The organism is Pseudomonas mohnii, assembly GCF_900105115.1.
In the GTDB taxonomy this organism is placed as follows: Bacteria; Pseudomonadota; Gammaproteobacteria; order Pseudomonadales; family Pseudomonadaceae; genus Aquipseudomonas; species Aquipseudomonas mohnii.
Genome location: NZ_FNRV01000001.1, coordinates 3,947,888 through 3,973,907 on the forward strand (window position 1 = coordinate 3,947,888; position 26,020 = coordinate 3,973,907).

At 55.1% G+C, this 26,020-nt stretch carries 29 protein-coding genes, 4 tRNA genes and 1 rRNA gene; all 34 read left to right on the top strand.

The annotated features are described in order from the left end of the window. Positions 1–62: 62 nt before the first annotated feature. The 34 genes from rrf to rplE all read left to right on the top strand — a co-directional run bounded on the left by rrf (position 63) and on the right by rplE (position 26,014). Positions 63–178, top strand: a 5S ribosomal RNA gene (gene rrf, locus BLV61_RS18265). A gap of 137 nt (positions 179–315) precedes the next feature. Beyond that, entirely contained in the window at positions 316–1,275 is a 960-nt protein-coding gene (gene birA / locus BLV61_RS18270; protein ID WP_047534060.1) for a bifunctional biotin--[acetyl-CoA-carboxylase] ligase/biotin operon repressor BirA, read from the top strand. Further along, positions 1,265–2,014: a pantothenate kinase gene (locus BLV61_RS18275; RefSeq protein ID WP_090466801.1), complete on the top strand. Its 750-nt coding sequence runs from the start codon at positions 1,265–1,267 to the stop codon at positions 2,012–2,014. The genes birA and BLV61_RS18275 overlap by 11 nt, the downstream gene beginning before the upstream one ends. A 7-nt stretch (positions 2,015–2,021) precedes the next feature. Next, a complete protein-coding gene (locus BLV61_RS18280) occupies positions 2,022–2,462 on the top strand; it encodes a hypothetical protein (protein WP_090466802.1) in 441 nt (146 codons plus the stop codon). A gap of 143 nt (positions 2,463–2,605) precedes the next feature. Further along, positions 2,606–2,690, top strand: a tRNA-Tyr gene (locus BLV61_RS18285). Positions 2,691–2,714: 24 nt separating this feature from the next. Beyond that, positions 2,715–2,788: transfer RNA gene (locus tag BLV61_RS18290), tRNA-Gly, on the top strand. A gap of 26 nt (positions 2,789–2,814) precedes the next feature. Then, positions 2,815–2,890, top strand: a tRNA-Thr gene (locus BLV61_RS18295). A gap of 173 nt (positions 2,891–3,063) precedes the next feature. Further along, positions 3,064–3,139: transfer RNA gene (locus BLV61_RS18300), tRNA-Trp, on the top strand. A gap of 45 nt (positions 3,140–3,184) precedes the next feature. Next, positions 3,185–3,553, top strand: coding sequence for a preprotein translocase subunit SecE (gene secE, locus BLV61_RS18305; protein WP_047534052.1), 369 nt, complete (start codon positions 3,185–3,187; stop codon positions 3,551–3,553). Between the two features lie 9 nt (positions 3,554–3,562). Further along, positions 3,563–4,096: a transcription termination/antitermination protein NusG gene (gene nusG, locus BLV61_RS18310; RefSeq protein ID WP_007933727.1), complete on the top strand. Its 534-nt coding sequence runs from the start codon at positions 3,563–3,565 to the stop codon at positions 4,094–4,096. Positions 4,097–4,213: 117 nt separating this feature from the next. Further along, the gene (rplK, locus tag BLV61_RS18315; protein ID WP_007933726.1) at positions 4,214–4,645 is read left to right on the top strand and encodes a 50S ribosomal protein L11; all 432 of its coding nucleotides are present in this window, start codon (positions 4,214–4,216) and stop codon (positions 4,643–4,645) included. Then, complete coding sequence (gene rplA / locus BLV61_RS18320) at positions 4,645–5,340, top strand: 50S ribosomal protein L1 (RefSeq protein ID WP_003186095.1); 696 nt, start codon at positions 4,645–4,647, stop codon at positions 5,338–5,340. The genes rplK and rplA overlap by 1 nt, the downstream gene beginning before the upstream one ends. Before the next feature lie 198 nt (positions 5,341–5,538). Beyond that, complete coding sequence (gene rplJ / locus BLV61_RS18325) at positions 5,539–6,039, top strand: 50S ribosomal protein L10 (protein WP_007933724.1); 501 nt, start codon at positions 5,539–5,541, stop codon at positions 6,037–6,039. Between the two features lie 80 nt (positions 6,040–6,119). After that, positions 6,120–6,485 (top strand): 50S ribosomal protein L7/L12, encoded by a 366-nt coding sequence (gene rplL, locus BLV61_RS18330; protein ID WP_007933723.1) that lies wholly within the window; start codon positions 6,120–6,122, stop codon positions 6,483–6,485. A gap of 220 nt (positions 6,486–6,705) precedes the next feature. Next, the gene (rpoB, locus tag BLV61_RS18335; protein WP_047534046.1) at positions 6,706–10,779 is read left to right on the top strand and encodes a DNA-directed RNA polymerase subunit beta; all 4,074 of its coding nucleotides are present in this window, start codon (positions 6,706–6,708) and stop codon (positions 10,777–10,779) included. Between the two features lie 64 nt (positions 10,780–10,843). After that, on the top strand, positions 10,844–15,043 hold the full coding sequence (rpoC, locus tag BLV61_RS18340) for a DNA-directed RNA polymerase subunit beta' (protein WP_047534044.1): 4,200 nt from the start codon (positions 10,844–10,846) through the stop codon (positions 15,041–15,043). 216 nt (positions 15,044–15,259) lie between these two features. Next, positions 15,260–15,631 carry a 30S ribosomal protein S12 gene (rpsL, locus tag BLV61_RS18345; protein WP_002555494.1) on the top strand — a complete coding sequence of 124 codons (372 nt, stop codon included), beginning with the start codon at positions 15,260–15,262 and terminating at the stop codon, positions 15,629–15,631. A 117-nt stretch (positions 15,632–15,748) separates the two neighbouring features. After that, positions 15,749–16,219, top strand: a complete 471-nt coding sequence (gene rpsG / locus BLV61_RS18350) for a 30S ribosomal protein S7 (protein WP_002555493.1) — start codon at positions 15,749–15,751, stop codon at positions 16,217–16,219. 30 nt (positions 16,220–16,249) lie between these two features. Then, complete coding sequence (gene fusA / locus BLV61_RS18355; protein WP_090466804.1) at positions 16,250–18,355, top strand: elongation factor G; 2,106 nt, start codon at positions 16,250–16,252, stop codon at positions 18,353–18,355. Positions 18,356–18,385: 30 nt separating this feature from the next. Beyond that, positions 18,386–19,579: an elongation factor Tu gene (gene tuf, locus BLV61_RS18360; protein WP_047534034.1), complete on the top strand. Its 1,194-nt coding sequence runs from the start codon at positions 18,386–18,388 to the stop codon at positions 19,577–19,579. Between the two features lie 157 nt (positions 19,580–19,736). After that, complete coding sequence (gene rpsJ / locus BLV61_RS18365; RefSeq protein ID WP_003186070.1) at positions 19,737–20,048, top strand: 30S ribosomal protein S10; 312 nt, start codon at positions 19,737–19,739, stop codon at positions 20,046–20,048. 80 nt (positions 20,049–20,128) lie between these two features. Next, on the top strand, positions 20,129–20,764 hold the full coding sequence (gene rplC, locus BLV61_RS18370; RefSeq protein WP_003186059.1) for a 50S ribosomal protein L3: 636 nt from the start codon (positions 20,129–20,131) through the stop codon (positions 20,762–20,764). A 12-nt stretch (positions 20,765–20,776) separates the two neighbouring features. Beyond that, positions 20,777–21,379, top strand: coding sequence for a 50S ribosomal protein L4 (rplD, locus tag BLV61_RS18375; RefSeq protein ID WP_007924200.1), 603 nt, complete (start codon positions 20,777–20,779; stop codon positions 21,377–21,379). Further along, a complete protein-coding gene (gene rplW / locus BLV61_RS18380; protein WP_002555488.1) occupies positions 21,376–21,675 on the top strand; it encodes a 50S ribosomal protein L23 in 300 nt (99 codons plus the stop codon). The genes rplD and rplW overlap by 4 nt, the downstream gene beginning before the upstream one ends. A gap of 14 nt (positions 21,676–21,689) precedes the next feature. After that, complete coding sequence (gene rplB, locus BLV61_RS18385; RefSeq protein WP_003186055.1) at positions 21,690–22,514, top strand: 50S ribosomal protein L2; 825 nt, start codon at positions 21,690–21,692, stop codon at positions 22,512–22,514. A gap of 16 nt (positions 22,515–22,530) precedes the next feature. Continuing rightward, positions 22,531–22,806, top strand: a complete 276-nt coding sequence (gene rpsS, locus BLV61_RS18390) for a 30S ribosomal protein S19 (protein ID WP_002555486.1) — start codon at positions 22,531–22,533, stop codon at positions 22,804–22,806. An 11-nt stretch (positions 22,807–22,817) separates the two neighbouring features. Beyond that, entirely contained in the window at positions 22,818–23,150 is a 333-nt protein-coding gene (rplV, locus tag BLV61_RS18395) for a 50S ribosomal protein L22 (protein WP_003103908.1), read from the top strand. Positions 23,151–23,163: 13 nt separating this feature from the next. After that, entirely contained in the window at positions 23,164–23,850 is a 687-nt protein-coding gene (rpsC, locus tag BLV61_RS18400) for a 30S ribosomal protein S3 (protein ID WP_003176422.1), read from the top strand. A gap of 12 nt (positions 23,851–23,862) precedes the next feature. After that, entirely contained in the window at positions 23,863–24,276 is a 414-nt protein-coding gene (gene rplP, locus BLV61_RS18405; RefSeq protein ID WP_025215754.1) for a 50S ribosomal protein L16, read from the top strand. Next, a complete protein-coding gene (rpmC, locus tag BLV61_RS18410) occupies positions 24,276–24,467 on the top strand; it encodes a 50S ribosomal protein L29 (protein WP_002555481.1) in 192 nt (63 codons plus the stop codon). The genes rplP and rpmC overlap by 1 nt, the downstream gene beginning before the upstream one ends. Before the next feature lie 2 nt (positions 24,468–24,469). Next, entirely contained in the window at positions 24,470–24,736 is a 267-nt protein-coding gene (rpsQ, locus tag BLV61_RS18415; RefSeq protein WP_003176419.1) for a 30S ribosomal protein S17, read from the top strand. A 23-nt stretch (positions 24,737–24,759) separates the two neighbouring features. Next, on the top strand, positions 24,760–25,128 hold the full coding sequence (gene rplN, locus BLV61_RS18420; RefSeq protein ID WP_002555479.1) for a 50S ribosomal protein L14: 369 nt from the start codon (positions 24,760–24,762) through the stop codon (positions 25,126–25,128). An 11-nt stretch (positions 25,129–25,139) separates the two neighbouring features. After that, on the top strand, positions 25,140–25,454 hold the full coding sequence (rplX, locus tag BLV61_RS18425) for a 50S ribosomal protein L24 (protein ID WP_003186046.1): 315 nt from the start codon (positions 25,140–25,142) through the stop codon (positions 25,452–25,454). A 20-nt stretch (positions 25,455–25,474) separates the two neighbouring features. Then, a complete protein-coding gene (rplE, locus tag BLV61_RS18430; protein WP_003210069.1) occupies positions 25,475–26,014 on the top strand; it encodes a 50S ribosomal protein L5 in 540 nt (179 codons plus the stop codon). Positions 26,015–26,020 lie beyond the last annotated feature (6 nt).

Consider the following 26,020-nt stretch of genomic DNA (forward strand, 5'->3'; position numbering starts at 1 on the left):
CGCACAAACTATCGCATACCCAATTTGCTGAAGCGTCGAAAGACGGTTCGGTACCCGAATTTCTTGACGACCATAGAGCATTGGAACCACCTGATCCCATCCCGAACTCAGCAGTGAAACGATGCATCGCCGATGGTAGTGTGGGGTTTCCCCATGTGAGAGTAGGTCATCGTCAAGATTAAATTCCAAAACCCCTATCTGCGTACGCAGGTAGGGGTTTTGTTTTTGTCCGCAGGAAAATCTGACTCTCCGGGTTTCTATGCAACTGCTCGGGGCGTGGCTATCATGCGGGCCTCATTGTGAGGCGAGACTTGCATGCTGACGTTGTTAAAGCTTCTTAAAGATGGCCGATTCCATTCGGGTGAAGCGCTAGGTGCTGCCTTGGGCATCAGTCGCAGTGCTGTCTGGAAGCAGCTCCAGCACCTGGAGGCTGAGCTGGGTTTGTCCATTCATAAGGTCCGAGGGCGAGGTTATCAGTTGGCCGCGCCATTGACGCTGCTTGATCCACAGGAAATTGGCCGGCTTGCGTCTTCCTGTAATTGGCCGGTTTTGGCTTTTGACTCGATTGACTCCACCAATGCCGAGGCGCTACGCGCCATAGATCAAGGCCAGGCGTCTCCCTTTATCGTACTCGCCGAGCGTCAGACGGCGGGTCGTGGAAGGCGCGGAAGGCGGTGGGCGAGTCCATTTGCAGAGAATATCTATTACAGCCTGGTGCTACGTATTGAAGGTGGGATGCGTCAGCTGGAAGGTTTGAGCCTTGTTGTGGGGCTCGCTGTCATGCATACGCTGCGAGAGCTTGGCATTTCGGCGGCTGGATTGAAGTGGCCCAACGATGTTCTTGTGGGTCAGAAGAAGATTGCCGGAATTCTGCTTGAGCTGGTGGGGGATCCCGCCGATGTCTGCCATGTGGTGCTGGGTGTTGGGATCAATGTAAACATGCAGGTAACTGAGGAGGTCGATCAGCAGTGGACTTCCATGCGGCTTCAGTCCGGCAAGGTGTTCGATCGCAATCTTCTTGTCGCCGAGCTTGGATTGATGCTTCAGAAGTATCTGTCGCGTCACCAGGCGGGCGGATTTTCAGCTATTCAGGCTGAGTGGGAGCAAAATCATCTGTGGCAGGGGCGAGCGGTGTCGTTGATAGCTGGTGTAACCCATATAGACGGTGAAGTGCTGGGGATCGATAGCCAAGGCGCCTTGCGCTTGAAGGTGGATGGCGTGGAAAAAGTTTTCAGTGGTGGCGAGCTGAGTCTGAGGTTGCGCGATGATTCTTGAGCTCGATTGCGGAAATAGTTTCATCAAGTGGCGCGTGCTTGAGGCGAATGCGCGGTCAGTGGTGGGTGAGGGCGTTGTCGATTCGGATCTGGCGCTGCTTGACGACTTGAAAACACTGAAAGGCCTTGCTCTGAAGTTTTGTCGGCTGGTGAGTGTCAGGACCGCGGATGAAACCAGTGAGTTGACTGCTTTGTTGAAGGCATCCTTCAATGTCTCGGCGGTCTGCGCGGTTCCCGCGCGGGAAATGTCCGGGGTGCGCAATGGTTATGAGGATTTCGAACGGCTCGGGCTGGATCGCTGGCTCGCAATGCTGGGCGGTTTTCATCTGGCTGCGGGCGCGTGCCTTGTCCTTGATTTCGGTACTGCTGTGACAGCTGACTTCGTTGCCAGGGATGGAGGGCACTTGGGTGGATTCATCTGTCCAGGTATGCCATTGATGCGTAATCAGCTTCGCACACATACCCGCAAAATTCGTTACGGTGATCGCGCGGCCGAGCGCGCGTTGGAGAGTCTCATTCCGGGTCGTACGACGGTCGAAGCTGTCGAGCGGGGGTGTCTGTTGATGCTTCAAGGGTTTGTGCTTACTCAGCTGGAACTGGCGCGCAGTTACTGGGGTAAAGAATTCGTAGTGTTCCTGACGGGGGGCGATGCTGCCTTGGTTTCAGGCATCGTGCCGGAGGCGAGGGTGGTTCCGGACCTGGTATTCGTTGGCTTGGCTATGGCGTGTCCTTTGTCCTGAGGTCCTTATGCGTTGGTTGTTTCTGCTTCTGCTGGTTCTCAACGTCTTCTATTACATCTGGCATCAGCAAGAGGCTCCTCTGCGTGCGAAAGATGTGACGCCTTTAAGTTTGTATCGGGGGGGGCAGCAGGATATTCGCCTGTTGAGTGAAACGCCTGATTCGACCAAGGAAAAAGAAAAGGCTGCTCAAGTAGATGCTGGCTGCCTCTATATAGGCGGATTTACGCGGCAGGATGTCGCTCAGGGGCTTGAGCGCCGATTGAGCGGCATGGAGGTGAAATATCAGTCGTTGCCGAAGGGGAGCGCCGAATCAGCCGGTTACTGGGTGCGTGTGGCCCCCGAGAGCAGGCGTTGGCTCGACGATTTGCAGTTGCTAAACCTTTCTAGAGAATTCAATGAGTTAAAACATAAAATAATGCCTTGCGAGGGGGTTGCGCCCATCGAATAGTTTGCATAGAATGGCGCCCGCTCCACAGCGAAGACCTAAAGCGGTCAGCGATGTGAAGCAAGGTCAACGCAGCTAACCTCAGGTTTTTAATGAGAAAAATGCTTGACAGAAGGCTGGCATGATGTAGAATGCCGGCTCGCTTAGGAGGGGTTCCCGAGCGGCCAAAGGGATCAGACTGTAAATCTGACGTCTACGACTTCGAAGGTTCGAATCCTTCCCCCTCCACCATTTTTAGCGAGAGCTGCAAGCCTCGCGGGTATAGTTTAGTGGTAGAACCTCAGCCTTCCAAGCTGATGATGCGGGTTCGATTCCCGCTACCCGCTCCAAGTTTGCAGGTTTTGCACGGTGTTTCGCTCTTGTAGCTCAGTTGGTAGAGCACACCCTTGGTAAGGGTGAGGTCAGCGGTTCAAATCCGCTCAAGAGCTCCATATAACAAGGCAGATATGAAAATATCTGCCTTTGTTTTAATGGCTAGAGGTTGTTTGTCATTGTTTGCAAGGGTGGTTTTGGCCTCCTGGTGCGGGCGAGCGATCTGGGTCATTGAGTAAGTTGTTGTAAAGTCTTTTTCAGGCCGGCATAATGGTCGGCCTGATTTTGTTTTAGGTCAGTAGCTCAATTGGCAGAGCGACGGTCTCCAAAACCGTAGGTTGGGGGTTCGATTCCCTCCTGACCTGCCAGATTCACCAGGTGTGTCTGGCTTTCTTTTCACAGGATCTTCATAGATGACTCCTAAAGCTGAAGCTCAAGGTTCTCGCTTCGATCTGCTCAAGTGGCTAGTGGTAGTCGCTTTGGTGGTTATTGGCGTTGTTGGCAATCAGTATTTCTCTGCTTCGCCGATCCTGTACCGTGTGCTCGCTTTGCTTGTGATTGCTGCTGTAGCTGCCTTTGTAGGCTTGCAGACGGTCAAGGGCAAGTCTTTCTTTGTTCTTGTCAAGGAAGCGCGCACCGAGATTCGTAAAGTCGTTTGGCCAACTCGCCAAGAAACCACGCAGACCACGTTGATTGTTGTGGCTGTTGTTCTGGTTATGGCGTTGCTGTTGTGGGGGCTTGATTCCCTGCTCGGCTGGCTTGTTTCCTTGATTGTCGGCTAAGGGTGTCCCGTGGCTAAGCGTTGGTATGTTGTGCATGCTTACTCCGGTTACGAGAAGCATGTCATGCGCTCGTTGATTGAGCGCGTAAAGCTGGCTGGCATGGAAGATGGCTTCGGCGAGATTCTGGTTCCCACTGAAGAAGTGGTTGAAATGCGTAATGGCCAGAAGCGTAAAAGCGAGCGTAAATTCTTCCCTGGTTACGTGCTGGTCCAGATGGACATGAATGAGGGTACTTGGCACTTGGTCAAGGATACTCCTCGAGTTATGGGTTTCATTGGCGGTACCGCTGATAAGCCGGCTCCAATCACTGATAAGGAAGCGGAAGCAATTCTGCGCCGCGTCGCTGATGGTAGCGACAAGCCGAAGCCGAAGACGCTGTTCGAGCCTGGTGAGTCGGTGCGCGTCAATGACGGTCCTTTTGCCGATTTTACCGGCACTGTTGAAGAAGTTAACTACGAAAAGAGTCGCATCCAGGTGGCTGTACTCATTTTCGGTCGCTCTACTCCGGTAGAGTTGGAGTTCAGTCAGGTCGAAAAGGTCTAACTGAGCAAGCATCCCAACCCCGCAGCCTTAGGCTGTGGGGTTTTGTCGTCACTGGGATAAACGCGCAAGTAACCGGGGAGCCTTTCGAGGCGTTTGAACCCGTAATTGGAGTGCCTCATGGCCAAGAAGATTACCGCTTACATCAAGCTGCAAGTGAAGGCCGCTCAGGCTAACCCAAGCCCACCTGTTGGTCCTGCTCTGGGTCAGCACGGCGTGAACATCATGGAATTCTGCAAGGCTTTCAACGCCCGTACTCAGGGTCTTGAGCCAGGTCTGCCGACTCCAGTGATCATCACTGTCTACAGCGACCGTAGCTTCACGTTCGAAACCAAATCCACCCCTGCTTCGGTTCTGCTGAAGAAGGCGGCCGGTCTGACCAGCGGTTCCGCTCGTCCGAACACCGTTAAGGTTGGCACCGTTACCCGTGCTCAGCTGGAAGAAATCGCGAAAACCAAAAACGCGGATCTGACTGCAGCTGATATGGAAGCAGCCGTGCGTACTATCGCCGGTTCTGCTCGTAGCATGGGCCTTAACGTGGAGGGTGTGTAATGGCTAAGCTGACCAAGCGTCAAAAGGCTATCGCCGGCAAAATCGAAGCAGGCAAGGCCTACAACTTTGTAGACGCCGCTGCACTGCTGGCCGAGCTGTCGACTGTCAAGTTCAGCGAGTCGTTCGACGTTGCTGTAAACCTGGGCGTTGACCCACGTAAATCCGATCAGGTCGTTCGTAGCGCTACTGTGCTGCCACACGGCACTGGCAAGACCGTTCGCGTTGCCGTGTTCACCCAGGGTCCAGCTGCTGAAGCCGCTCTGGCTGCCGGCGCTGACCGCGTAGGTATGGACGATCTGGCTGCCGAAATGAAAGGCGGCGACCTGAACTACGACGTAGTGATCGCATCCCCGGATGCCATGCGCGTCGTGGGTCAGCTGGGTCAGATCCTCGGTCCACGTGGTCTGATGCCTAACCCTAAAGTCGGCACCGTAACTCCAGACGTAGCTACCGCGGTTAAAAACGCCAAGGCTGGTCAGGTTCGTTATCGCACCGACAAAAACGGCATCATCCACACTTCCGTTGGCAAGATTGGCTTCGACGCCGTCAAGCTGAAGGAAAACGTTGAAGCCCTGATCGCTGATCTGAAGCGTATCAAGCCGGCTTCCTCGAAAGGTATTTACGTCAAGCGCGTTACCCTGAGCACCACTATGGGCCCAGGTCTGGTCATCGACCAGAGCTCGCTGGACGCGTAAGACTCGGATTGACGCAAGCGATTGCGTCAATTGAAAAATTGGGGTCCCTGCCTGGCGGGGGCTGTCCAAGACCGTAGGCGACGCAAGTCTTAAACCTCAAGCCTACGCAGATGGTGCTCCCGGTTCCTTACCGAATCAGACACCAAAACGACATCTGGTTTCGACTGGATGAAACGGTAACAAGCAGGAGTTAAACCCGTGGCAATTAAACTCGAAGACAAGAAGGCCATCGTCGCTGAAGTCAACGAGGCTGCCAAAGTCGCTCTGTCCGCTGTCGTGGCTGATGCCCGTGGCGTAACAGTAGGCGCGATGACCGGACTCCGTAAAGAGGCTCGTGAAGCTGGCGTTTACGTACGTGTTGTACGTAACACCCTGCTCAAGCGCGCTGTTGCTGACACTGAATACAGTGTTCTCAACGACGTGTTCACCGGCCCTACCTTGATTGCATTCTCGAAAGAGCATCCGGGCGCTGCTGCCCGTATCTTCAAAGAGTTCGCAAAAGGTCAGGATAAGTTCGAGATCAAGGCAGCTGCGTTCGAGGGCAAGTTCCTCGCAGCTAACCAAATCGACGTGCTGGCAACTCTGCCGACCCGTGACGAAGCAATTTCTCAGCTGATGAGCGTGATTCAAGGCGCAACCAGCAAATTGGCTCGTACTCTGGCGGCACTTCGCGACCAGAAAGAAGCTGCTGCAGCCTAAGGCTGAGCGACTCCTTTCAGCGTTTATTGTTTATTTCGATGGCCGCGTAGGCCGTCACCCCAATACAGGAATTAATAGTCATGTCTCTGACTAACGAGCAAATCATCGAAGCAATCGGCGAAAAATCCGTAATGGAAATCGTTGAGCTGATCAAGGCAATGGAAGAGAAGTTCGGCGTTTCCGCTGCTGCTGCTTCCGCTGGCCCAGCTGTTGCTGCTGCCGTTGTTGAAGAACAAACTGAATTCAACGTCATGCTGACCGAAGCTGGCGAGAAGAAAGTTAACGTGATCAAGGCTGTACGTGAACTGACCGGTCTGGGCCTGAAAGAAGCCAAGGCTGTAGTTGACGGCGCTCCTGCCATGGTTCTGGAAGCTGTTGCCAAAGACGCAGCTGACAAAGCCAAAGCAGCTCTGGAAGAAGCAGGCGCTAAAGTCGAGCTGAAGTAAGCATCGACTTTGCGTTTCCAGCCCGAGCGTTAAGCGACAGGCTGATGGCTGGTGGCTCTTGCCACCGGCCTTTTTCCGTTATTGGCAGCCGGCTCGGTCGGCGCTGATAGCGAGCTGTAACCACCCGATGCGGTGGCGCAAACCATGGGGTTTGCACGATTTTCTGGCTGCTCCCGTCGGGAGGGGCCAAACAAGCAGGTGACCAAGCTGGGGAACGCTGATGGCTTACTCATATACTGAGAAAAAACGTATCCGCAAGGACTTTAGCAAGTTGCCGGACGTCATGGATGTGCCGTACCTCCTGGCCATCCAGCTGGATTCGTATCGTGAATTCTTGCAAGCGGGAGCGACTAAAGATCAGTTCCGCGACGTGGGCCTGCATGCGGCCTTCAAATCCGTTTTCCCGATCATCAGCTACTCCGGCAATGCTGCGCTGGAGTACGTCGGTTATCGCCTGGGCGAACCGGCATTTGATGTCAAAGAATGCGTATTGCGCGGTGTAACTTACGCCGTACCTTTGCGGGTAAAAGTGCGCCTGATCATTTTCGACAAAGAGTCGTCGAACAAAGCGATCAAGGACATCAAAGAGCAAGAAGTCTACATGGGTGAAATCCCCTTGATGACTGAGAACGGTACCTTCGTAATCAACGGTACTGAGCGTGTAATCGTTTCCCAGCTGCACCGTTCCCCGGGCGTGTTCTTCGACCACGACCGTGGCAAGACGCACAGCTCCGGTAAACTGCTGTACTCCGCGCGCATCATTCCTTACCGCGGTTCGTGGCTGGACTTCGAGTTCGACCCGAAAGACTGCGTATTCGTGCGTATCGACCGTCGTCGCAAGCTGCCTGCATCGGTACTGCTGCGCGCGCTCGGCTATACCACCGAAGAAGTGCTGGACGCGTTCTACACCACCAACGTATTCCACGTGAAAGGCGAGAGCCTGAGCCTGGAGCTGGTGCCTCAGCGCCTGCGTGGTGAAATTGCGGTCCTGGATATCCTGGATGACAAAGGCAAGGTTATTGTCGAGCAAGGTCGTCGTATCACCGCTCGTCACATCAACCAGCTGGAAAAAGCAGCGATCAAAGAGCTGGAAGTGCCTCTGGACTACGTCCTGGGTCGCACCACCGCCAAGGTCATCGTGCATCCGGCAACTGGCGAAATCCTGGCAGAGTGCAACACCGAGCTGAACACCGAGATCCTGGCGAAAATCGCCAAGGCCGGCGTTGTTCGCATCGAAACTCTGTACACCAACGATATCGACTGCGGTCCGTTCGTCTCCGACACGCTGAAGATCGACTCCACCAGCAACCAACTGGAAGCGCTGGTCGAGATCTATCGCATGATGCGCCCTGGCGAGCCGCCGACCAAGGACGCTGCCGAAACCCTGTTCAACAACCTGTTCTTCAGCCCTGAGCGCTATGACCTGTCTGCGGTCGGCCGGATGAAGTTCAACCGTCGTATCGGTCGTACCGAAATCGAAGGTTCGGGCGTGTTGTGCAAGGAAGACATCGTTGCGGTACTGAAGACTCTGGTCGACATCCGTAACGGTAAAGGCATCGTCGATGACATCGACCACCTGGGTAACCGTCGTGTTCGCTGCGTAGGCGAAATGGCCGAGAACCAGTTCCGCGTTGGCCTGGTGCGTGTTGAGCGTGCGGTCAAAGAGCGTCTGTCGATGGCTGAAAGCGAAGGCCTGATGCCGCAAGACCTGATCAACGCCAAGCCGGTAGCGGCAGCGGTGAAAGAGTTCTTCGGTTCGAGCCAGCTGTCCCAGTTCATGGACCAGAACAACCCGCTGTCCGAGATCACCCACAAGCGCCGTGTTTCTGCACTCGGCCCTGGCGGTCTGACTCGTGAACGTGCCGGCTTTGAAGTGCGTGACGTACACCCGACGCACTACGGTCGTGTTTGCCCGATCGAAACGCCGGAAGGTCCGAACATTGGTCTGATCAACTCCCTGGCTGCCTATGCGCGCACCAACCAGTACGGCTTCCTCGAAAGCCCGTACCGCGTGGTGAAAGACGCTCTGGTCACCGACGAGATCGTGTTCCTGTCCGCCATCGAAGAAGCTGATCACGTGATCGCTCAGGCTTCGGCCACGATGAACGACAAGAAAGTCCTGATCGACGAGCTGGTAGCTGTTCGTCACCTGAACGAGTTCACCGTCAAGGCGCCTGAAGACGTCACCTTGATGGACGTATCGCCGAAGCAGGTAGTTTCGGTTGCAGCGTCGCTGATCCCGTTCCTCGAGCACGACGACGCCAACCGTGCGTTGATGGGTTCGAACATGCAGCGTCAAGCTGTACCAACCCTGCGTGCTGACAAGCCGCTGGTCGGTACCGGTATGGAGCGTAACGTAGCCCGTGACTCCGGCGTTTGCGTCGTGGCTCGTCGTGGTGGCGTGATCGATTCCGTCGATGCCAGCCGTATCGTGGTTCGTGTTGCCGATGACGAAGTTGAAACCGGTGAAGCCGGTGTCGACATCTACAACCTGACCAAATACACCCGCTCCAACCAGAACACCTGCATCAACCAGCGTCCGCTGGTGCGTAAAGGTGATCGGGTTCAGCGTAGCGACATCATGGCCGATGGTCCGTCCACCGATATGGGTGAATTGGCACTGGGTCAGAACATGCGCATCGCGTTCATGGCATGGAACGGCTTCAACTTCGAAGACTCCATCTGCCTGTCCGAGCGTGTTGTTCAGGAAGACCGTTTCACCACGATCCACATCCAGGAACTGACCTGTGTGGCCCGTGACACCAAGCTTGGCCCAGAGGAAATCACTGCGGACATCCCGAACGTGGGTGAAGCTGCACTGAACAAGCTGGACGAAGCCGGTATCGTTTACGTAGGTGCTGAAGTAGGCGCAGGCGACATCCTGGTTGGTAAGGTCACTCCGAAAGGCGAGACTCAGCTGACTCCGGAAGAGAAGCTGTTGCGCGCGATCTTCGGTGAAAAAGCCAGCGACGTTAAAGACACCTCCCTGCGTGTACCTACCGGTACCAAGGGTACTGTCATCGACGTACAGGTCTTCACCCGCGACGGCGTTGAGCGTGATGCTCGTGCCCTGTCGATCGAGAAGTCCCAGCTGGACGAGATCCGCAAGGACCTCAACGAAGAGTTCCGTATCGTCGAAGGCGCTACTTTCGAACGTCTGCGTTCCGCTCTGGTCGGCCACAAAGCCGAAGGCGGCGCCGGTCTGAAGAAAGGCCAGGACATCACCGACGAAGTACTCGACGGTCTTGAGCACGGCCAGTGGTTCAAACTGCGCATGGCTGAAGATGCTCTGAACGAGCAGCTCGAGAAGGCTCAGGCCTACATCGTTGATCGTCGTCGTCTGCTGGATGACAAATTCGAAGACAAGAAGCGCAAACTGCAGCAAGGCGATGACCTGGCTCCAGGCGTGCTGAAGATCGTCAAGGTTTACCTGGCAATCCGTCGTCGCATCCAACCGGGCGACAAGATGGCCGGTCGTCACGGTAACAAGGGTGTGGTCTCCGTGATCATGCCGGTTGAAGACATGCCGCACGATGCCAATGGCACCCCGGTCGACGTCGTCCTCAACCCGTTGGGCGTACCTTCGCGTATGAACGTTGGTCAGATCCTTGAAACCCACCTGGGCCTCGCGGCCAAAGGTCTGGGCGAGAAGATCAACCGCATGATTGAAGAGCAGCGTAAAGTTGCCGAGCTGCGTAAATTCCTGCACGAGATCTACAACGAGATCGGCGGTCGTCAGGAAAGCCTCGATGACTTCTCGGACCAGGAAATTCTGGATCTGGCTCAAAACCTGCGCGGCGGCGTACCGATGGCCACTCCGGTGTTCGACGGTGCCAAGGAAAGCGAAATCAAGGCCATGCTGAAACTGGCAGACCTGCCAGAAAGCGGCCAGATGCAGCTGACCGATGGCCGTACCGGCAACAAGTTCGAGCGCCCGGTTACCGTTGGCTACATGTACATGCTGAAGCTGAACCACTTGGTAGACGACAAGATGCACGCTCGTTCTACCGGTTCGTACAGCCTGGTTACCCAGCAACCGTTGGGTGGTAAGGCGCAGTTCGGTGGTCAGCGTTTCGGGGAGATGGAGGTCTGGGCACTGGAAGCATACGGTGCTGCATACACTCTGCAAGAAATGCTCACAGTGAAGTCGGACGATGTGAACGGCCGGACCAAGATGTACAAAAACATCGTGGACGGCGATCACCGTATGGAGCCGGGCATGCCCGAGTCCTTCAACGTGTTGATCAAGGAAATTCGTTCCCTCGGCATCGATATCGATCTGGAAACCGAATAACACGTGACGCGAATCGAGAGCGGGGCTGGATTGCCCGCTCTCTGCTCCGCCAGGAGGAAAGGCCTTGAAAGACCTACTGAATTTGCTGAAAAACCAGGGTCAAGTCGAAGAGTTCGACGCCATCCGTATCGGATTGGCATCACCTGAGATGATCCGTTCGTGGTCGTTCGGTGAAGTTAAAAAACCGGAAACCATCAACTACCGTACGTTCAAACCTGAGCGTGACGGCCTGTTCTGCGCCAAAATCTTTGGCCCGGTAAAGGATTACGAGTGCCTGTGCGGTAAGTACAAGCGCTTGAAGCACCGCGGTGTGATCTGCGAGAAGTGCGGCGTTGAAGTCGCGCTGGCAAAAGTTCGTCGTGAGCGCATGGCGCACATCGAACTGGCTTCGCCGGTCGCCCACATCTGGTTCCTGAAGTCGCTGCCGTCCCGTATCGGCTTGCTGATGGACATGACCCTGCGTGATATCGAGCGCGTTCTCTACTTCGAGAGCTACGTCGTTATCGATCCAGGCATGACCACCCTTGAAAAAGGTCAGCTGCTCAACGACGAGCAGTACTTTGAAGCGCTGGAAGAGTTCGGCGACGATTTCGATGCCCGCATGGGTGCCGAAGCTGTCCGTGAACTGCTGCACGCTATCGACCTGGAGCACGAGATTGGTCGCCTGCGTGAAGAGATTCCGCAAACCAACTCCGAAACCAAGATCAAGAAGCTGTCCAAGCGTCTGAAGTTGATGGAAGCCTTCCAGGGTTCCGGCAACCTGCCAGAGTGGATGGTGCTGACCGTTCTGCCGGTTCTGCCGCCAGATCTGCGTCCACTGGTCCCGCTGGATGGCGGTCGTTTCGCGACTTCCGACCTCAACGATCTGTATCGTCGGGTGATCAACCGTAACAACCGTTTGAAGCGCCTGCTGGATCTGTCCGCTCCGGACATCATCGTGCGCAACGAAAAGCGTATGTTGCAGGAAGCTGTCGACGCATTGCTCGACAACGGTCGTCGTGGTCGCGCCATTACTGGTTCCAACAAGCGTCCTCTGAAATCCCTGGCTGACATGATCAAGGGTAAGCAGGGTCGTTTCCGTCAGAACTTGCTCGGTAAGCGTGTTGACTACTCGGGTCGTTCGGTAATTACCGTAGGCCCGACCCTGCGTCTGCACCAGTGCGGTCTGCCGAAGAAGATGGCTCTCGAGCTGTTCAAGCCGTTCATTTTCGGCAAGCTGGAAATGCGTGGTCTCGCGACTACCATCAAAGCTGCCAAGAAGATGGTCGAGCGCGAGCTGCCAGAGGTTTGGGACGTTCTCGCTGAAGTGATTCGCGAACACCCAGTGCTTCTCAACCGTGCACCGACCCTTCACCGTCTGGGTATCCAGGCGTTTGAACCGGTACTGATCGAAGGTAAGGCTATCCAGCTGCACCCTCTGGTCTGCGCCGCGTACAACGCCGACTTCGACGGCGACCAAATGGCCGTGCACGTACCGCTGACACTGGAAGCCCAGTTGGAAGCGCGTGCGTTGATGATGTCGACCAACAACATTCTGTCGCCAGCCAACGGTGAGCCAATCATCGTTCCGTCGCAGGACGTTGTATTGGGTCTGTACTACATGACTCGTGAAGCGATCAACGCCAAGGGCGAAGGTCGTGTGTTCGCGGATCTGCAGGAAGTTGACCGTGTGTTCCGTGCCGGCGAAGCCGCTCTGCACGCCAAGGTCAAAGTGCGGATCAACGAAACCGTCAACGACCGTGATGGCGGCAGCGTGACCAACACCCGTATCGTCGACACCACTGTCGGCCGTGCGCTGTTGTTCCAGGTTGTGCCAAAAGGTCTGTCGTACGACGTCGTCAACCTGCCGATGAAGAAAAAGGCGATCTCCAAGCTGATCAACCAGTGCTACCGCGTGGTTGGTCTGAAAGAGACCGTGATCTTCGCTGACCAGTTGATGTACACCGGTTTTGCCTATTCGACCATTTCCGGCGTTTCCATCGGTGTTAACGACTTCGTTATCCCGGATGAAAAAGCCCGCATCATCGGTGCAGCCACCGACGAAGTGAAAGAGATCGAAAGTCAGTACGCCTCCGGCCTGGTAACCCAGGGCGAGAAGTACAACAAAGTGATCGACCTCTGGTCCAAGGCGAACGACGAAGTTTCCAAGGCGATGATGGCCAACCTCTCGAAAGAGAAAGTCATCGACCGTCATGGTGTCGAAGTCGACCAGGAATCCTTCAACTCGATGTACATGATGGCCGACTCGGGCGCACGGGGTTCTGCTGCGCAGATCCGTCAGCTCGCCGGTATGCGTGGCCTGATGGCCAAGCCGGACGGCTCCATCATCGAAACGCCGATTACTGCGAACTTCCGTGAAGGTTTGAGCGTACTCCAGTACTTCATCTCCACTCACGGTGCTCGTAAGGGTCTTGCGGATACCGCGTTGAAAACAGCTAACTCCGGTTACCTGACTCGTCGTCTGGTAGACGTAGCACAAGATCTGGTTGTAACCGAGATCGATTGCGGCACCGAACACGGCCTGGTAATGACTCCGCACATTGAAGGCGGTGACGTTGTAGAGCCGTTGGGTGAACGCGTATTGGGTCGTGTTATCGCCCGTGACGTATTCAAGCCGGGTACCGAGGACGTCATCGTTCCTGCCGGCACTCTGGTAGACGAGAAGTGGGTCGAGTTCATCGAGCTGAACAGCATCGACGAAGTGATCGTGCGTTCGCCGATCAGCTGCGAAACCCGCTATGGCATTTGCGCCAAGTGCTACGGCCGTGACCTGGCTCGTGGTCACCAGGTGAACATCGGTGAAGCGGTCGGCGTTATCGCTGCCCAGTCCATCGGTGAGCCGGGTACCCAGCTGACGATGCGTACGTTCCACATCGGTGGTGCGGCAAGCCGGACCTCCGCAGCCGACAGCGTTCAGGTGAAGAATGGCGGTACCGTCCGTCTGCACAACCTGAAACACGTTGAGCGAGTGGATGGCCACCTGGTTGCCGTGTCCCGTTCTGGCGAGCTGGCTATCGCTGATGACTTCGGTCGTGAGCGCGAGCGTTACAAGCTGCCGTACGGTGCCGTGATTTCGGTTAAAGAAGGTGACAAGGTCGACGCTGGCGCAATCGTGGCCAAGTGGGATCCGCACACTCACCCAATCGTCACCGAGATGAAAGGTACCGTGACCTACGTGGGCATGGAAGAAGGCATCACGATCAAGCGTCAGACTGACGAATTGACCGGTATGACCAACATTGAAGTGCTCGACGCCAAAGACCGTCCAGCTGCCGGTAAGGACATCCGTCCCGCCGTGAAGATGGTCGACGACAACGGCAAGGATCTGTTGCTGCCAGGTACTGACGTTATTGCTCAGTACTTCCTGCCAGCCAACGCCCTGGTCGGTGTGGCGGATGGTGCGAAGATTGCGATCGGTGATGTTATCGCTCGTATTCCGCAAGAAACTTCGAAAACCCGTGACATCACCGGTGGTCTGCCGCGTGTTGCCGACTTGTTCGAAGCTCGTCGTCCGAAAGAAGCGTCGATTCTGGCTGAAGTCAGCGGCACCATCGCGTTCGGTAAAGAGACCAAAGGCAAGCGCCGTCTGGTTATCACCCCGAACGACGGTAGCGATCCGTATGAAGAGCTGATTCCGAAGTGGCGTCACCTGAACGTCTTCGAGGGCGAACAAGTGAACCGCGGCGAAGTTATCTCCGACGGCCCGAGCGATCCACACGACATCCTGCGTCTGTTGGGTGTAAGTGCGCTCGCCAAGTACATCGTTAACGAGATCCAGGACGTTTACCGTCTGCAAGGCGTGAAGATCAACGACAAGCACATCGAGACCATCCTGCGTCAGATGCTGCGTAAAGTTGAGATCGCTGAATCCGGCGATTCCAGTTTCATCAAGGGCGACCAGATGGAACTGACTCACGTACTGGTAGAGAACGAGCGCCTGAGCGCGGAAGACAAGTTTGTCTCCAAGTTCACTCGCGTTCTGCTGGGTATCACCAAGGCGTCGTTGTCCACCGAATCGTTCATCTCGGCGGCTTCCTTCCAGGAAACCACTCGCGTACTGACCGAAGCGGCGGTAACCGGCAAGCGCGATTACCTGCGCGGCCTGAAAGAAAACGTGGTCGTGGGTCGTCTGATCCCGGCTGGTACCGGTCTGGCTTATCACAGCGAGCGCAAGCGTCGCCGTGATGCAGACAAACCGTTGCGCGTGAGCGCCAGTGAAGTGGAAGCTGCACTGACCGAAGCGCTGAACTCGAGCGGTAACTGAGTTCTGCGGTAAATGAGCGTAAGGCCCTGGTCACTCCGTTCATCGAATCAAGACAATTTGTCGAGGTTGGATGAGTGGGGAGGTCGGGGCCTTGCCTTGACTGGGGGCAAGATCCTCTTTAGACTCTTGTACCCCTAAATTTGGCGGGAACTCGTTCCTGCCATTTTGCTTTTCTTGCAAGACAATAGCGTCGCAAGACAACAGTGGAGCTAGTAGATGGCAACTATCAACCAGCTGGTACGTCAGCCGCGTAAGCGTATCGTCGAGAAATCCGACGTGCCTGCGCTGCAGAACTGCCCGCAACGTCGTGGCGTGTGCACCCGTGTGTACACCACTACGCCGAAAAAACCTAACTCGGCACTGCGTAAAGTATGCCGTGTGCGTCTGACCAACGGTTTCGAGGTTTCCTCGTACATCGGCGGTGAAGGCCACAACCTGCAAGAGCACAGCGTGGTACTGATCCGCGGCGGTCGTGTAAAAGACTTGCCAGGTGTTCGTTACCACACCGTACGCGGTTCTTTGGATACTTCCGGCGTTAAAGGTCGTAACCAGGGTCGTTCGAAGTACGGTACCAAGAAGCCTAAGTAGTAGCGGCTTTTTGTAAACTGAATCATCTATTTTTCTGAGTCGATAAGAGTAAGGTCGGAGGCGTCCCGCAAGGGCACCGATTCCGAGCGAACCTGAAGACCGTTTGAGGGCTTATCCATGCCAAGAAGACGCGTAGCAGCCAAGCGCGAAGTGCTTGACGATCCAAAATACGGAAGCCAGATCCTGGCCAAGTTCATGAACCACGTGATGGAAAGCGGCAAGAAAGCCGTTGCCGAGCGTATCGTTTATGGCGCGCTGGAAAAGGTTAAAGAACGCAAGAACAGCGACCCCCTGGAAATCTTCGAGAAAGCTCTCGACGCCATCGCTCCGCTGGTCGAAGTAAAGTCGCGCCGTGTAGGCGGTGCTACTTACCAGGTTCCGGTTGAAGTTCGTCCGTCCCGTCGTAACGCTCTGGCAATGCGCTGGTTGGTAGACTTCGCCCGTAAGCGCGGCGAGAAGTCTATGGCTCTGCGTTTGGCTGGCGAACTGTTGGACGCCGCCGAAGGTAAAGGTGCTGCAGTTAAGAAGCGTGAAGACGTGCACCGTATGGCTGAAGCTAACAAAGCTTTCTCGCACTACCGCTTCTAATTTTAGCGTCACTAATTTTGCGAGGGCTTTATGGCTCGTACTACACCGATTAATCGCTACCGTAACATTGGTATCGTTGCTCACGTGGATGCTGGTAAAACCACCACCACCGAGCGCGTCCTTTTTTACACTGGCAAAAGTCACAAGATGGGCGAGGTGCATGACGGCGCCGCGACCACAGACTGGATGGTTCAGGAGCAGGAGCGTGGTATTACCATTACTTCTGCTGCTATTACCGCCTTCTGGCAGGGTTCTGCTAAGCAGCACAAAGACCAATACCGCTTCAACGTCATTGACACCCCGGGTCACGTAGACTTCACCATTGAAGTTGAGCGTTCCCTGCGTGTACTCGACGGCGCGGTCGTTGTGTTCTGCGGTACGTCCGGCGTTGAGCCTCAGTCCGAAACCGTATGGCGTCAAGCCAACAAGTACGGTGTTCCACGTATCGTTTACGTGAACAAGATGGACCGTGCCGGTGCGAACTTCCTGCGCGTGATCGCTCAGATCAAGCAGCGTCTGGGTCACACTCCGGTGCCGATCCAGTTGGCTATCGGTTCCGAAGACAACTTCCAGGGTCAGATCGATCTGATGACCATGGAAGCGGTTTACTGGAACGATGCTGACAAGGGCATGACTCCACGTCGCGAAGCTATCCCTGCTGAACTGCAGCAGCTGGCTGAAGAGTGGCGTAGTAACATGGTTGAGGCTGCGGCCGAAGCCAGCGAAGAGCTGATGAACAAGTACCTCGAGGGCGAAGAGCTCACCATCGAGGAAATCAAGGCCGCTCTGCGTCAGCGTACTATCGCTGGCGAAATCGTCCTGGCTGTTTGCGGTTCTTCCTTCAAGAACAAGGGTGTTCCCCTGGTTCTCGACGCCGTTATCGACTACCTGCCGGCTCCAACCGACATTCCTGCCATCAAGGGTACTGACCCGGATGATGAGGAAAAGCAAATGGAGCGTCATGCAGACGACAACGAGCCGTTCTCGGCTCTGGCGTTCAAGATCGCTACCGACCCATTCGTGGGTACCTTGACCTTCGTCCGCGTTTACTCGGGCGTGTTGGCCTCCGGCGACGGCGTGATCAACTCGGTTAAAGGCAAGAAAGAGCGCGTGGGTCGTATGGTGCAAATGCACGCAAACGCCCGTGAAGAGATCAAGGAAGTACGCGCTGGCGACATCGCGGCCCTGATCGGCATGAAGGATGTCACCACCGGTGAAACCCTCTGCAACGCTGACAAGCCAATCATCCTGGTTCGTATGGACTTCCCGGAGCCGGTTATTTCGGTTGCCGTTGAGCCTAAGACCAAGGATGACCAGGAAAAAATGGGTATCGCTCTGGGCAAGCTTGCTCAGGAAGACCCGTCTTTCCGCGTCAAAACTGATGAAGAGACTGGTCAAACGATCATCTCTGGCATGGGCGAGCTGCACCTGGACATCCTGGTTGACCGGATGCGCCGTGAGTTCAACGTCGAAGCCAACATCGGTAAGCCTCAGGTTTCCTATCGTGAGCGCATCACGAAGAGCTGTGAAATCGAAGGCAAGTTCGTTCGTCAGTCCGGCGGTCGTGGCCAGTTCGGTCATTGCTGGATCCGTTTTGCACCTGCTGACGAAGGTCAGGAAGGTCTGCAATTCCTGAACGAAGTAGTGGGTGGTGTGGTTCCTAAGGAATACATCCCGGCTATCCAGAAGGGTATCGAAGAGCAGATGAAGAACGGTGTTGTTGCCGGCTATCCGCTGATCGGCCTGAAGGCTACCGTGTTTGATGGTTCTTACCACGACGTCGACTCGAACGAGATGGCGTTTAAGGTGGCTGCTTCCATGGCGACCAAGCAACTGGCCCAGAAGGGCGGTGGTGAGTTGCTCGAGCCGATCATGGCGGTAGAGGTTGTTACGCCTGAAGACTATATGGGTGACGTGATGGGCGACCTTAACCGTCGTCGCGGCATGATTCTGGGTATGGAAGATACGGTTTCCGGTAAGGTTATCCGTGCTGAAGTTCCGTTGGGCGAGATGTTCGGTTATGCGACCGACGTTCGTTCGATGTCCCAGGGTCGCGCAAGCTACTCTATGGAATTCAAAAAATACAATACGGCTCCGTCGCACATCGTCGAAACCGTTACCAAAAAACAAGGCTGATTCAGTCCTTTAGGCAAGGAGTTAATTGTCGTGGCTAAAGAAAAATTTGATCGTTCCCTACCGCACGTCAACGTTGGCACTATCGGTCACGTTGACCACGGTAAAACCACTCTGACCGCTGCTCTGACTCGCGTCTGCTCCGAAGTTTTCGGTTCGGCTCGTGTTGACTTCGACAAGATCGACAGCGCACCAGAAGAGAAAGCTCGCGGTATCACCATCAACACCGCGCACGTTGAGTACAACTCGAGCATTCGTCACTACGCTCACGTTGACTGCCCAGGTCACGCTGACTACGTGAAGAACATGATCACCGGTGCTGCCCAGATGGACGGCGCTATCCTGGTTTGCTCGGCCGCTGATGGTCCGATGCCACAAACCCGTGAGCACATCCTGCTGTCCCGTCAGGTAGGCGTTCCGTACATCGTGGTTTTCCTGAACAAGGCTGACCTGGTAGACGACGCAGAGCTGCTGGAACTGGTTGAGATGGAAGTGCGCGATCTGCTGAGCACTTACGACTTCCCAGGTGACGACACTCCAATCATCATCGGTTCCGCGCGTATGGCGCTGGAAGGTAACGATGAAAACGAGATGGGCACCACTGCTGTCAAGAAGCTGGTTGAAACTCTGGACAGCTACATCCCAGAGCCAGAGCGTGCTATCGACAAGCCATTCCTGATGCCAATCGAAGACGTATTCTCGATCTCGGGTCGTGGTACTGTTGTGACTGGTCGTATCGAGCGCGGTATCGTTCGCGTTCAAGATGCACTGGAAATCGTTGGTCTGCGTGACACCACCACCACCACCTGCACCGGTGTTGAAATGTTCCGCAAACTGCTCGACGAAGGTCGTGCTGGCGAGAACTGCGGCGTTCTGCTGCGTGGTACCAAGCGTGACGACGTTGAGCGTGGCCAGGTTCTGGTTAAGCCAGGTTCGGTTAAGCCGCACACCAAGTTCACTGCAGAAGTTTACGTTCTGAGCAAGGAAGAAGGCGGTCGTCACACTCCGTTCTTCAAAGGCTACCGTCCACAGTTCTACTTCCGTACTACTGACGTGACCGGTAACTGCGAGCTGCCAGAAGGCGTTGAAATGGTAATGCCAGGCGATAACATTCAAATGACTGTTACCCTGATCAAAACCATCGCGATGGAAGACGGTCTGCGCTTCGCTATCCGTGAAGGCGGCCGTACCGTTGGTGCTGGCGTTGTAGCTAAAATCATCGAGTAAGCTCTTTTTGAGTTAGCTTTGATGCTTTGAAAAGGCCCCCGCTCAGCGGGGGCTTTTTTTATTGGGTTGACACCTATCGGGGGCGTCTATAGAATTGCGCCTCCTTTTAACGGGCGTATTGCGCCCGGTGGGAATAGCAGCCGGAGTCTGAAATCCAATGCAAAATCAGCAAATCCGTATCAGGTTGAAGGCTTTCGACCATCGCCTGATCGACCAATCCACCCAGGAAATCGTGGAAACCGCGAAACGTACTGGTGCTCAAGTGCGTGGTCCAATTCCACTGCCTACCCGTAAAGAGCGGTTCACCGTTCTGGTCTCCCCGCACGTCAACAAAGACGCGCGTGACCAGTACGAGATCCGTACTCATAAGCGCGTTCTGGACATCGTCCAGCCAACGGATAAAACCGTTGATGCACTTATGAAGCTTGATCTTGCGGCCGGTGTGGAAGTGCAGATCAGCCTCGGCTAAGACTCGGTCTTAGTCGTGTAACGCTCTGAAATGGGCGGCCATAGCGGGTGAAAGCCCCGTACACTCATGAGGTTTACAACATGACTATTGGTGTAGTCGGTCGTAAATGCGGTATGACCCGTATTTTCACCGAAGAAGGTGTCTCCATTCCGGTCACGGTCATTGAGATCGAACCGAATCGCGTCACCCAGTTCAAAACTGAAGAGACCGATGGCTATCGTGCAGTGCAAGTCACTGTCGGCGAGCGTCGTGCTTCGCGTGTAACAGCAGCTCAGGCTGGCCACTTCGCTAAAGCGAACGTTGCCGCTGGTCGTACCGTAATGGAATTCCGTCTTGAAGAAGGCGAGTACCAGGCCGGCGATCTGATCAACGCTGAAATCTTCGCCGCTGGTCAACTGGTTGATGTAACCGGTCAGTCCAAGGGTAAAGGCTTCCAGGGTACGATCAAGCGTTGGAACTTCCGCGGGCAAGATAACACCCACGGTAACTCCGTATCCCACCGCGTTCCAGGCTCTATCGGCCAGTGCCAGACTCCTGGTCGTGTATTCAAGGGCAAAAAAATGTCCGGTCATATGGGCGCTGAGCGCGTGACCGTGCAGTCCCTCGAAGTAGTGCGCGTGGACGCTGAACGCAATCTGTTGTTGGTCAAGGGCGCTGTTCCTGGCGCTACTGGCGGCAACTTGGTTGTACGTCCAGCAGCCAAGGCTCGCGGTTAAGGGGAAGCTGACATGCAATTAAATGTAAATGACGCTCAAGCGATCGAAGTTTCCGAACTGACATTTGGCGGCGAATTCAACGAGACGCTGGTTCACCAAGCAGTCGTGGCCTACATGGCTGGCGGCCGTCAAGGTAGCAAGCAGCAAAAGACCCGTTCCGACGTTTCTGGTGGCGGTAAGCGCCCATGGCGTCAGAAAGGTACTGGCCGTGCTCGTGCCGGTACTATCCGTAGCCCAATCTGGCGTGGCGGCGGTACCACTTTCGCAGCTCGTCCTCAGGATCACTCCCAGAAGCTGAACAAGAAGATGTATCGCGCAGCAATGCGTTCCATCCTTGCTGAGCTGGTGCGTACTGATCGTCTGGTCGTGGTTCAGGATTTCGCTGTTGAAACGCCGAAAACCAAAGACCTGCTGGGCAAGCTGAACAACATGAGCCTGACCGATGTTTTGATCGTGTCGGACGCTGTTGATCAGAACCTGTACCTGGCTGCTCGTAACCTGCCACACGTAGATGTACGTGACGTGCAAGGTTCCGATCCAGTTAGTCTGATCGCATACGACAAGGTGTTGATCACCGTGTCGGCCGTGAAGAAATTCGAGGAGCTGCTGGGATGAACCAGGAACGCGTATTTAAAGTTCTGCTTGGCCCGCACGTTTCCGAGAAGGCTACGGTTCTGGCAGACAAGAAAGGCCAGTTCGTTTTCAAGGTTGCTACTGATGCAACCAAGCTGGAAATCAAGAAGGCCGTCGAAAGCCTGTTCAGCGTGAAAGTAGAGCGTGTTACTACCCTGAATGTTCTGGGTAAGAGCAAGCGCACTGCTCGCGGTCTGGGCAAGCGTAATGACTGGAAGAAGGCAGTTATCTCCCTTCAGCCAGGCCAAGATCTCGATTTCAGCAGCAGTGCTGAGTAAGGAAGGGGTGCATCATGGCAATCGTTAAATGCAAACCGACTTCCCCTGGCCGCCGTTTTGTGGTCAAGGTGGTCAACCAGGAGCTGCATAAAGGCGCTCCTCACGCACCGCTGCTCGAGAAGAAGTCGAAGTCTGGTGGTCGTAACAACAATGGCCGTATTACCACTCGTCACATCGGTGGTGGTCATAAGCAGCATTATCGTCTGGTCGACTTCCGTCGCAACGACAAAGATGGCATCGCTGCCACTGTCGAGCGTATCGAATACGATCCAAACCGTACTGCTCACATCGCTCTGCTGCTGTACGCAGATGGCGAGCGTCGCTACATCATCGCCCCTAAGGGCGTGAGTGCTGGCGACCAGCTGATCGCAGGTGCTCTGGCACCGATCAAGCCGGGCAACGCTCTGCAACTGCGTAACATTCCAGTTGGTAGCACCGTACACGGCATCGAATTGAAGCCAGGTAAAGGCGCACAGATCGCTCGTTCCGCTGGTGCTTCGGCTCAGCTGATCGCTCGTGAAGGTGTCTACGTGACCCTGCGTCTGCGTTCTGGTGAGATGCGTAAAGTGCTGGCTGAATGCCGCGCGACCCTGGGTGAAGTCTCGAACTCCGAGCACAGCCTGCGTTCGCTGGGTAAAGCTGGTGCCAAACGCTGGCGTGGCGTTCGCCCAACCGTTCGTGGTGTTGCCATGAACCCGGTTGACCACCCACATGGTGGTGGTGAAGGTCGTACCTCTGGTGGTCGTCATCCGGTATCGCCATGGGGCTTCCCGACTAAGGGCGCGAAGACTCGTGGTAATAAGCGTACCGACAAAATGATCGTCCGTCGTCGCAAGTAAATAGAGGGATACGACAGTGCCACGTTCTCTGAAAAAAGGTCCTTTTATCGATCTTCACCTACTGAAGAAGATCGAAGTGGCGGCGGAAAAGAACGATCGCAAACCAGTTAAAACCTGGTCGCGTCGCTCGATGATCCTGCCACAAATGGTCGGTCTGACCATCGCAGTACACAACGGTCGTCAACACGTCCCAGTTCTCGTTAACGAAGACATGGTCGGCCACAAACTGGGCGAGTTCGCCGGTACCCGCACTTATCGTGGGCACGTGGCAGACAAGAAAGCCAAGCGTTAAGGGGTTAGGAAATGGAAGTAGCCGCTAAGTTGTCGGGCGCTCGAATCTCCGCCCAGAAAGCCCGCTTGGTCGCCGACCAGATCCGCGGGAAGAAGGTGGGCGAAGCGCTCAACCTGTTGGCTTTCAGCAGTAAGAAAGCCGCCGAGATCATGAAGAAAGTGCTGGAGTCGGCCGTAGCCAACGCCGAGCATAACGAAGGCGCAGACGTTGATGACCTGAAAGTCAGCACCGTTTTCGTTAACGAAGGGCGTTCGCTGAAGCGCATCATGCCGCGTGCCAAAGGCCGTGCTGATCGCATCGTCAAGCGGTCTTGCCATATCACTGTCAAGGTTGCTGACAAGTAACGGAGTCGAAGAGATGGGTCAGAAAGTACATCCCATTGGCATTCGCCTGGGAATCGTCAAGGAGCACACCTCCGTCTGGTACGCAGACGGTCGGACTTATGCGGACTACTTGTTCGCTGATCTGAAGGTGCGTGAGTATCTCCAAGACAAACTAAAAAGCGCGTCCGTAAGCCGTATCGATATCCATCGTCCGGCCCAAACTGCACGTATCACCATTCACACCGCTCGCCCAGGTATCGTTATCGGGAAGAAAGGTGAAGATGTTGAGAAACTGCGTCAGGACCTGACCAAGCAAATGGGTGTGCCTGTGCACATCAATATCGAAGAGATCCGCAAGCCGGAGCTCGACGGTATGCTGGTTGCGCAGAGCGTAGCTCAGCAGCTGGAGCGTCGCGTTATGTTCCGTCGCGCTATGAAGCGCGCTGTACAGAACGCAATGCGCATTGGTGCCAAAGGCATCAAAATCCAAGTGAGCGGTCGTCTCGGCGGTGCTGAAATCGCACGTACTGAATGGTATCGCGAAGGTCGTGTGCCACTGCACACCCTGCGTGCCGACATCGACTATGCCAACTACGAAGCTCACACCACCTACGGTGTGATCGGTGTAAAGGTTTGGATCTTCAAAGGCGAAGTAATTGGTGGTCGCCAAGAAGAACTGAAACCACAAGCACCAGCGCCTCGTAAAAAAGCTGCTAAGTAAGGGGTACGCCAAATGTTGCAACCAAAGCGTACGAAGTTCCGCAAGCAAATGACTGGTCACAACCGTGGCCTGGCATTGCGCGGTAGCAAAGTCAGCTTCGGCGAGTTCGCGCTGAAGTCTGTTGCTCGTGGTCGTCTCACCGCTCGTCAGATCGAGTCAGCGCGTCGTGCTCTGACCCGTCACGTAAAACGTGGCGGCAAGATCTGGATCCGTGTATTCCCGGACAAGCCGATCTCCAAAAAACCTCTCGAGGTTCGGATGGGTAAAGGTAAGGGTAACGTCGAATACTGGGTAGCCCAGATTCAGCCAGGCAAAGTCCTGTATGAAATCGAGGGTGTAACTGAAGAGCTGGCGCGTGAGGCTTTTGCCCTGGCTGCTGCAAAGCTGCCGCTCGCCACCGCCTTTGTTAAACGGACGGTGATGTGATGAAAGCGAATGAACTTCGTGAAAAATCCGCACAGCAGCTGAACGAGCAACTGCTCGGCTTGCTGCGCGACCAGTTCAATCTGCGTATGCAGAAAGCAACTGGCCAGTTGGGGCAGTCTCATCTGCTCTCGCAAGTTAAGCGTGACATCGCTCGCGTGAAGACTGTGCTCAACCAGCAGGCAGGTAAGTAATCATGGCTGAAGCCGAAAAAACTGTCCGTACGCTGACTGGCCGTGTTGTCAGCGACAAGATGGACAAAACCATCACCGTTCTGATCGAGCGTCGCGTAAAGCACCCGATCTACGGTAAATACGTTAAGCGTTCGACTAAGCTGCACGCGCACGACGAAACCAATCAGTGCCACATCGGCGACAAAGTCACTATTCGTGAAACTCGTCCTTTGGCCAAGACCAAGTCTTGGGCGCTGGTTGATGTTCTCGAACGCGCTGTGGAAGTCTAAGGACTAGGGGTCGGAGAAATTATATGATTCAGACTCAATCCATGCTCGATGTGGCCGATAACAGCGGCGCTCGCCGCGTTATGTGCATCAAGGTGCTGGGTGGCTCCCATCGTCGTTACGCTGGTATCGGTGACATCATCAAAGTTACCGTGAAGGAAGCAATTCCTCGCGGTAAGGTGAAAAAAGGCCAAGTGATGACTGCTGTTGTAGTCCGCACTCGTCACGGCGTACGTCGTGCTGATGGCTCCATTATCCGCTTTGATGGCAACGCTGCTGTTCTTCTGAACAACAAGCAAGAGCCAATCGGCACCCGTATCTTTGGGCCAGTGACCCGTGAACTTCGTACTGAGAAGTTCATGAAGATCGTCTCGCTCGCCCCAGAAGTGCTGTAAGGAGATCCGACATGCAAAAGATTCGTCGTGACGACGAGATCATCGTGATCGCCGGCAAAGACAAAGGTAAGCGCGGTAAGGTGCTGAAGGTTCTTGCTGACAACCGTCTGGTTGTTGGTGGTCTGAACCTGGTCAAGCGTCATACCAAGCCTAACCCGATGTCGGGCGTACAGGGCGGTATCGTCGAGAAAGAAGCGCCACTGCACGCTTCCAACGTCGCCATCTTCAACGGCGAAACCAACAAGGCTGACCGCGTTGGTTTCAAAGTAGAAGACGGTAAGAAAATTCGTGTCTTCAAGTCGACCCAAAAAGCGGTTGATGCTTGAACACTGCTAGGTAGAAGACCATGGCACGACTAAAAGAGATTTACCGGAAGGAAATCGCTCCGAAACTTAAGGAAGAACTTAAGCTTTCGAACGTGATGGAAGTTCCGCGCGTTACCAAAATCACCCTGAACATGGGTCTGGGCGAAGCGATCGGCGACAAAAAAGTCATCGAGCACGCTGTTGCTGACCTGGAAAAGATCACCGGCCAGAAAGTCGTTGTGACCTACGCTCGCAAATCCATCGCTGGCTTTAAAGTCCGTGAAGGTTGGCCGATCGGCGTCAAAGTGACCCTGCGCCGTGAGCGTATGTACGAGTTCCTGGATCGTCTGCTGTCGATCTCCCTGCCTCGGGTTCGCGACTTCCGCGGCCTGAATGCCAAGTCCTTCGATGGTCGTGGCAACTACAGCATGGGCGTGAAAGAGCAGATCATCTTCCCGGAAATCGACTACGACAAGATCGATGCTCTCCGCGGTCTGGACATCACCCTGACCACCACTGCCAAGAACGATGATGAAGGCCGCGCTCTGCTGCGTGCGTTCAAATTCCCGTTCCGCAACTGATTGGAG

Coding starts and splice junctions, on each gene's coding strand:
- birA (WP_047534060.1), top strand. CDS start 316: ATGCTGACGTTGTTAAAGCTTCTTAAAGATGGCCGATTCCATTCGGGT.
- BLV61_RS18275 (WP_090466801.1), top strand. CDS start 1,265: ATGATTCTTGAGCTCGATTGCGGAAATAGTTTCATCAAGTGGCGCGTG.
- BLV61_RS18280 (WP_090466802.1), top strand. CDS start 2,022: ATGCGTTGGTTGTTTCTGCTTCTGCTGGTTCTCAACGTCTTCTATTAC.
- secE (WP_047534052.1), top strand. CDS start 3,185: ATGACTCCTAAAGCTGAAGCTCAAGGTTCTCGCTTCGATCTGCTCAAG.
- rplK (WP_007933726.1), top strand. CDS start 4,214: ATGGCCAAGAAGATTACCGCTTACATCAAGCTGCAAGTGAAGGCCGCT.
- rplA (WP_003186095.1), top strand. CDS start 4,645: ATGGCTAAGCTGACCAAGCGTCAAAAGGCTATCGCCGGCAAAATCGAA.
- rplL (WP_007933723.1), top strand. CDS start 6,120: ATGTCTCTGACTAACGAGCAAATCATCGAAGCAATCGGCGAAAAATCC.
- rpoB (WP_047534046.1), top strand. CDS start 6,706: ATGGCTTACTCATATACTGAGAAAAAACGTATCCGCAAGGACTTTAGC.
- rpsL (WP_002555494.1), top strand. CDS start 15,260: ATGGCAACTATCAACCAGCTGGTACGTCAGCCGCGTAAGCGTATCGTC.
- rpsG (WP_002555493.1), top strand. CDS start 15,749: ATGCCAAGAAGACGCGTAGCAGCCAAGCGCGAAGTGCTTGACGATCCA.
- fusA (WP_090466804.1), top strand. CDS start 16,250: ATGGCTCGTACTACACCGATTAATCGCTACCGTAACATTGGTATCGTT.
- rpsJ (WP_003186070.1), top strand. CDS start 19,737: ATGCAAAATCAGCAAATCCGTATCAGGTTGAAGGCTTTCGACCATCGC.
- rplC (WP_003186059.1), top strand. CDS start 20,129: ATGACTATTGGTGTAGTCGGTCGTAAATGCGGTATGACCCGTATTTTC.
- rplD (WP_007924200.1), top strand. CDS start 20,777: ATGCAATTAAATGTAAATGACGCTCAAGCGATCGAAGTTTCCGAACTG.
- rplW (WP_002555488.1), top strand. CDS start 21,376: ATGAACCAGGAACGCGTATTTAAAGTTCTGCTTGGCCCGCACGTTTCC.
- rplB (WP_003186055.1), top strand. CDS start 21,690: ATGGCAATCGTTAAATGCAAACCGACTTCCCCTGGCCGCCGTTTTGTG.
- rplV (WP_003103908.1), top strand. CDS start 22,818: ATGGAAGTAGCCGCTAAGTTGTCGGGCGCTCGAATCTCCGCCCAGAAA.
- rpsC (WP_003176422.1), top strand. CDS start 23,164: ATGGGTCAGAAAGTACATCCCATTGGCATTCGCCTGGGAATCGTCAAG.
- rplP (WP_025215754.1), top strand. CDS start 23,863: ATGTTGCAACCAAAGCGTACGAAGTTCCGCAAGCAAATGACTGGTCAC.
- rpmC (WP_002555481.1), top strand. CDS start 24,276: ATGAAAGCGAATGAACTTCGTGAAAAATCCGCACAGCAGCTGAACGAG.
- rpsQ (WP_003176419.1), top strand. CDS start 24,470: ATGGCTGAAGCCGAAAAAACTGTCCGTACGCTGACTGGCCGTGTTGTC.
- rplN (WP_002555479.1), top strand. CDS start 24,760: ATGATTCAGACTCAATCCATGCTCGATGTGGCCGATAACAGCGGCGCT.
- rplX (WP_003186046.1), top strand. CDS start 25,140: ATGCAAAAGATTCGTCGTGACGACGAGATCATCGTGATCGCCGGCAAA.
- rplE (WP_003210069.1), top strand. CDS start 25,475: ATGGCACGACTAAAAGAGATTTACCGGAAGGAAATCGCTCCGAAACTT.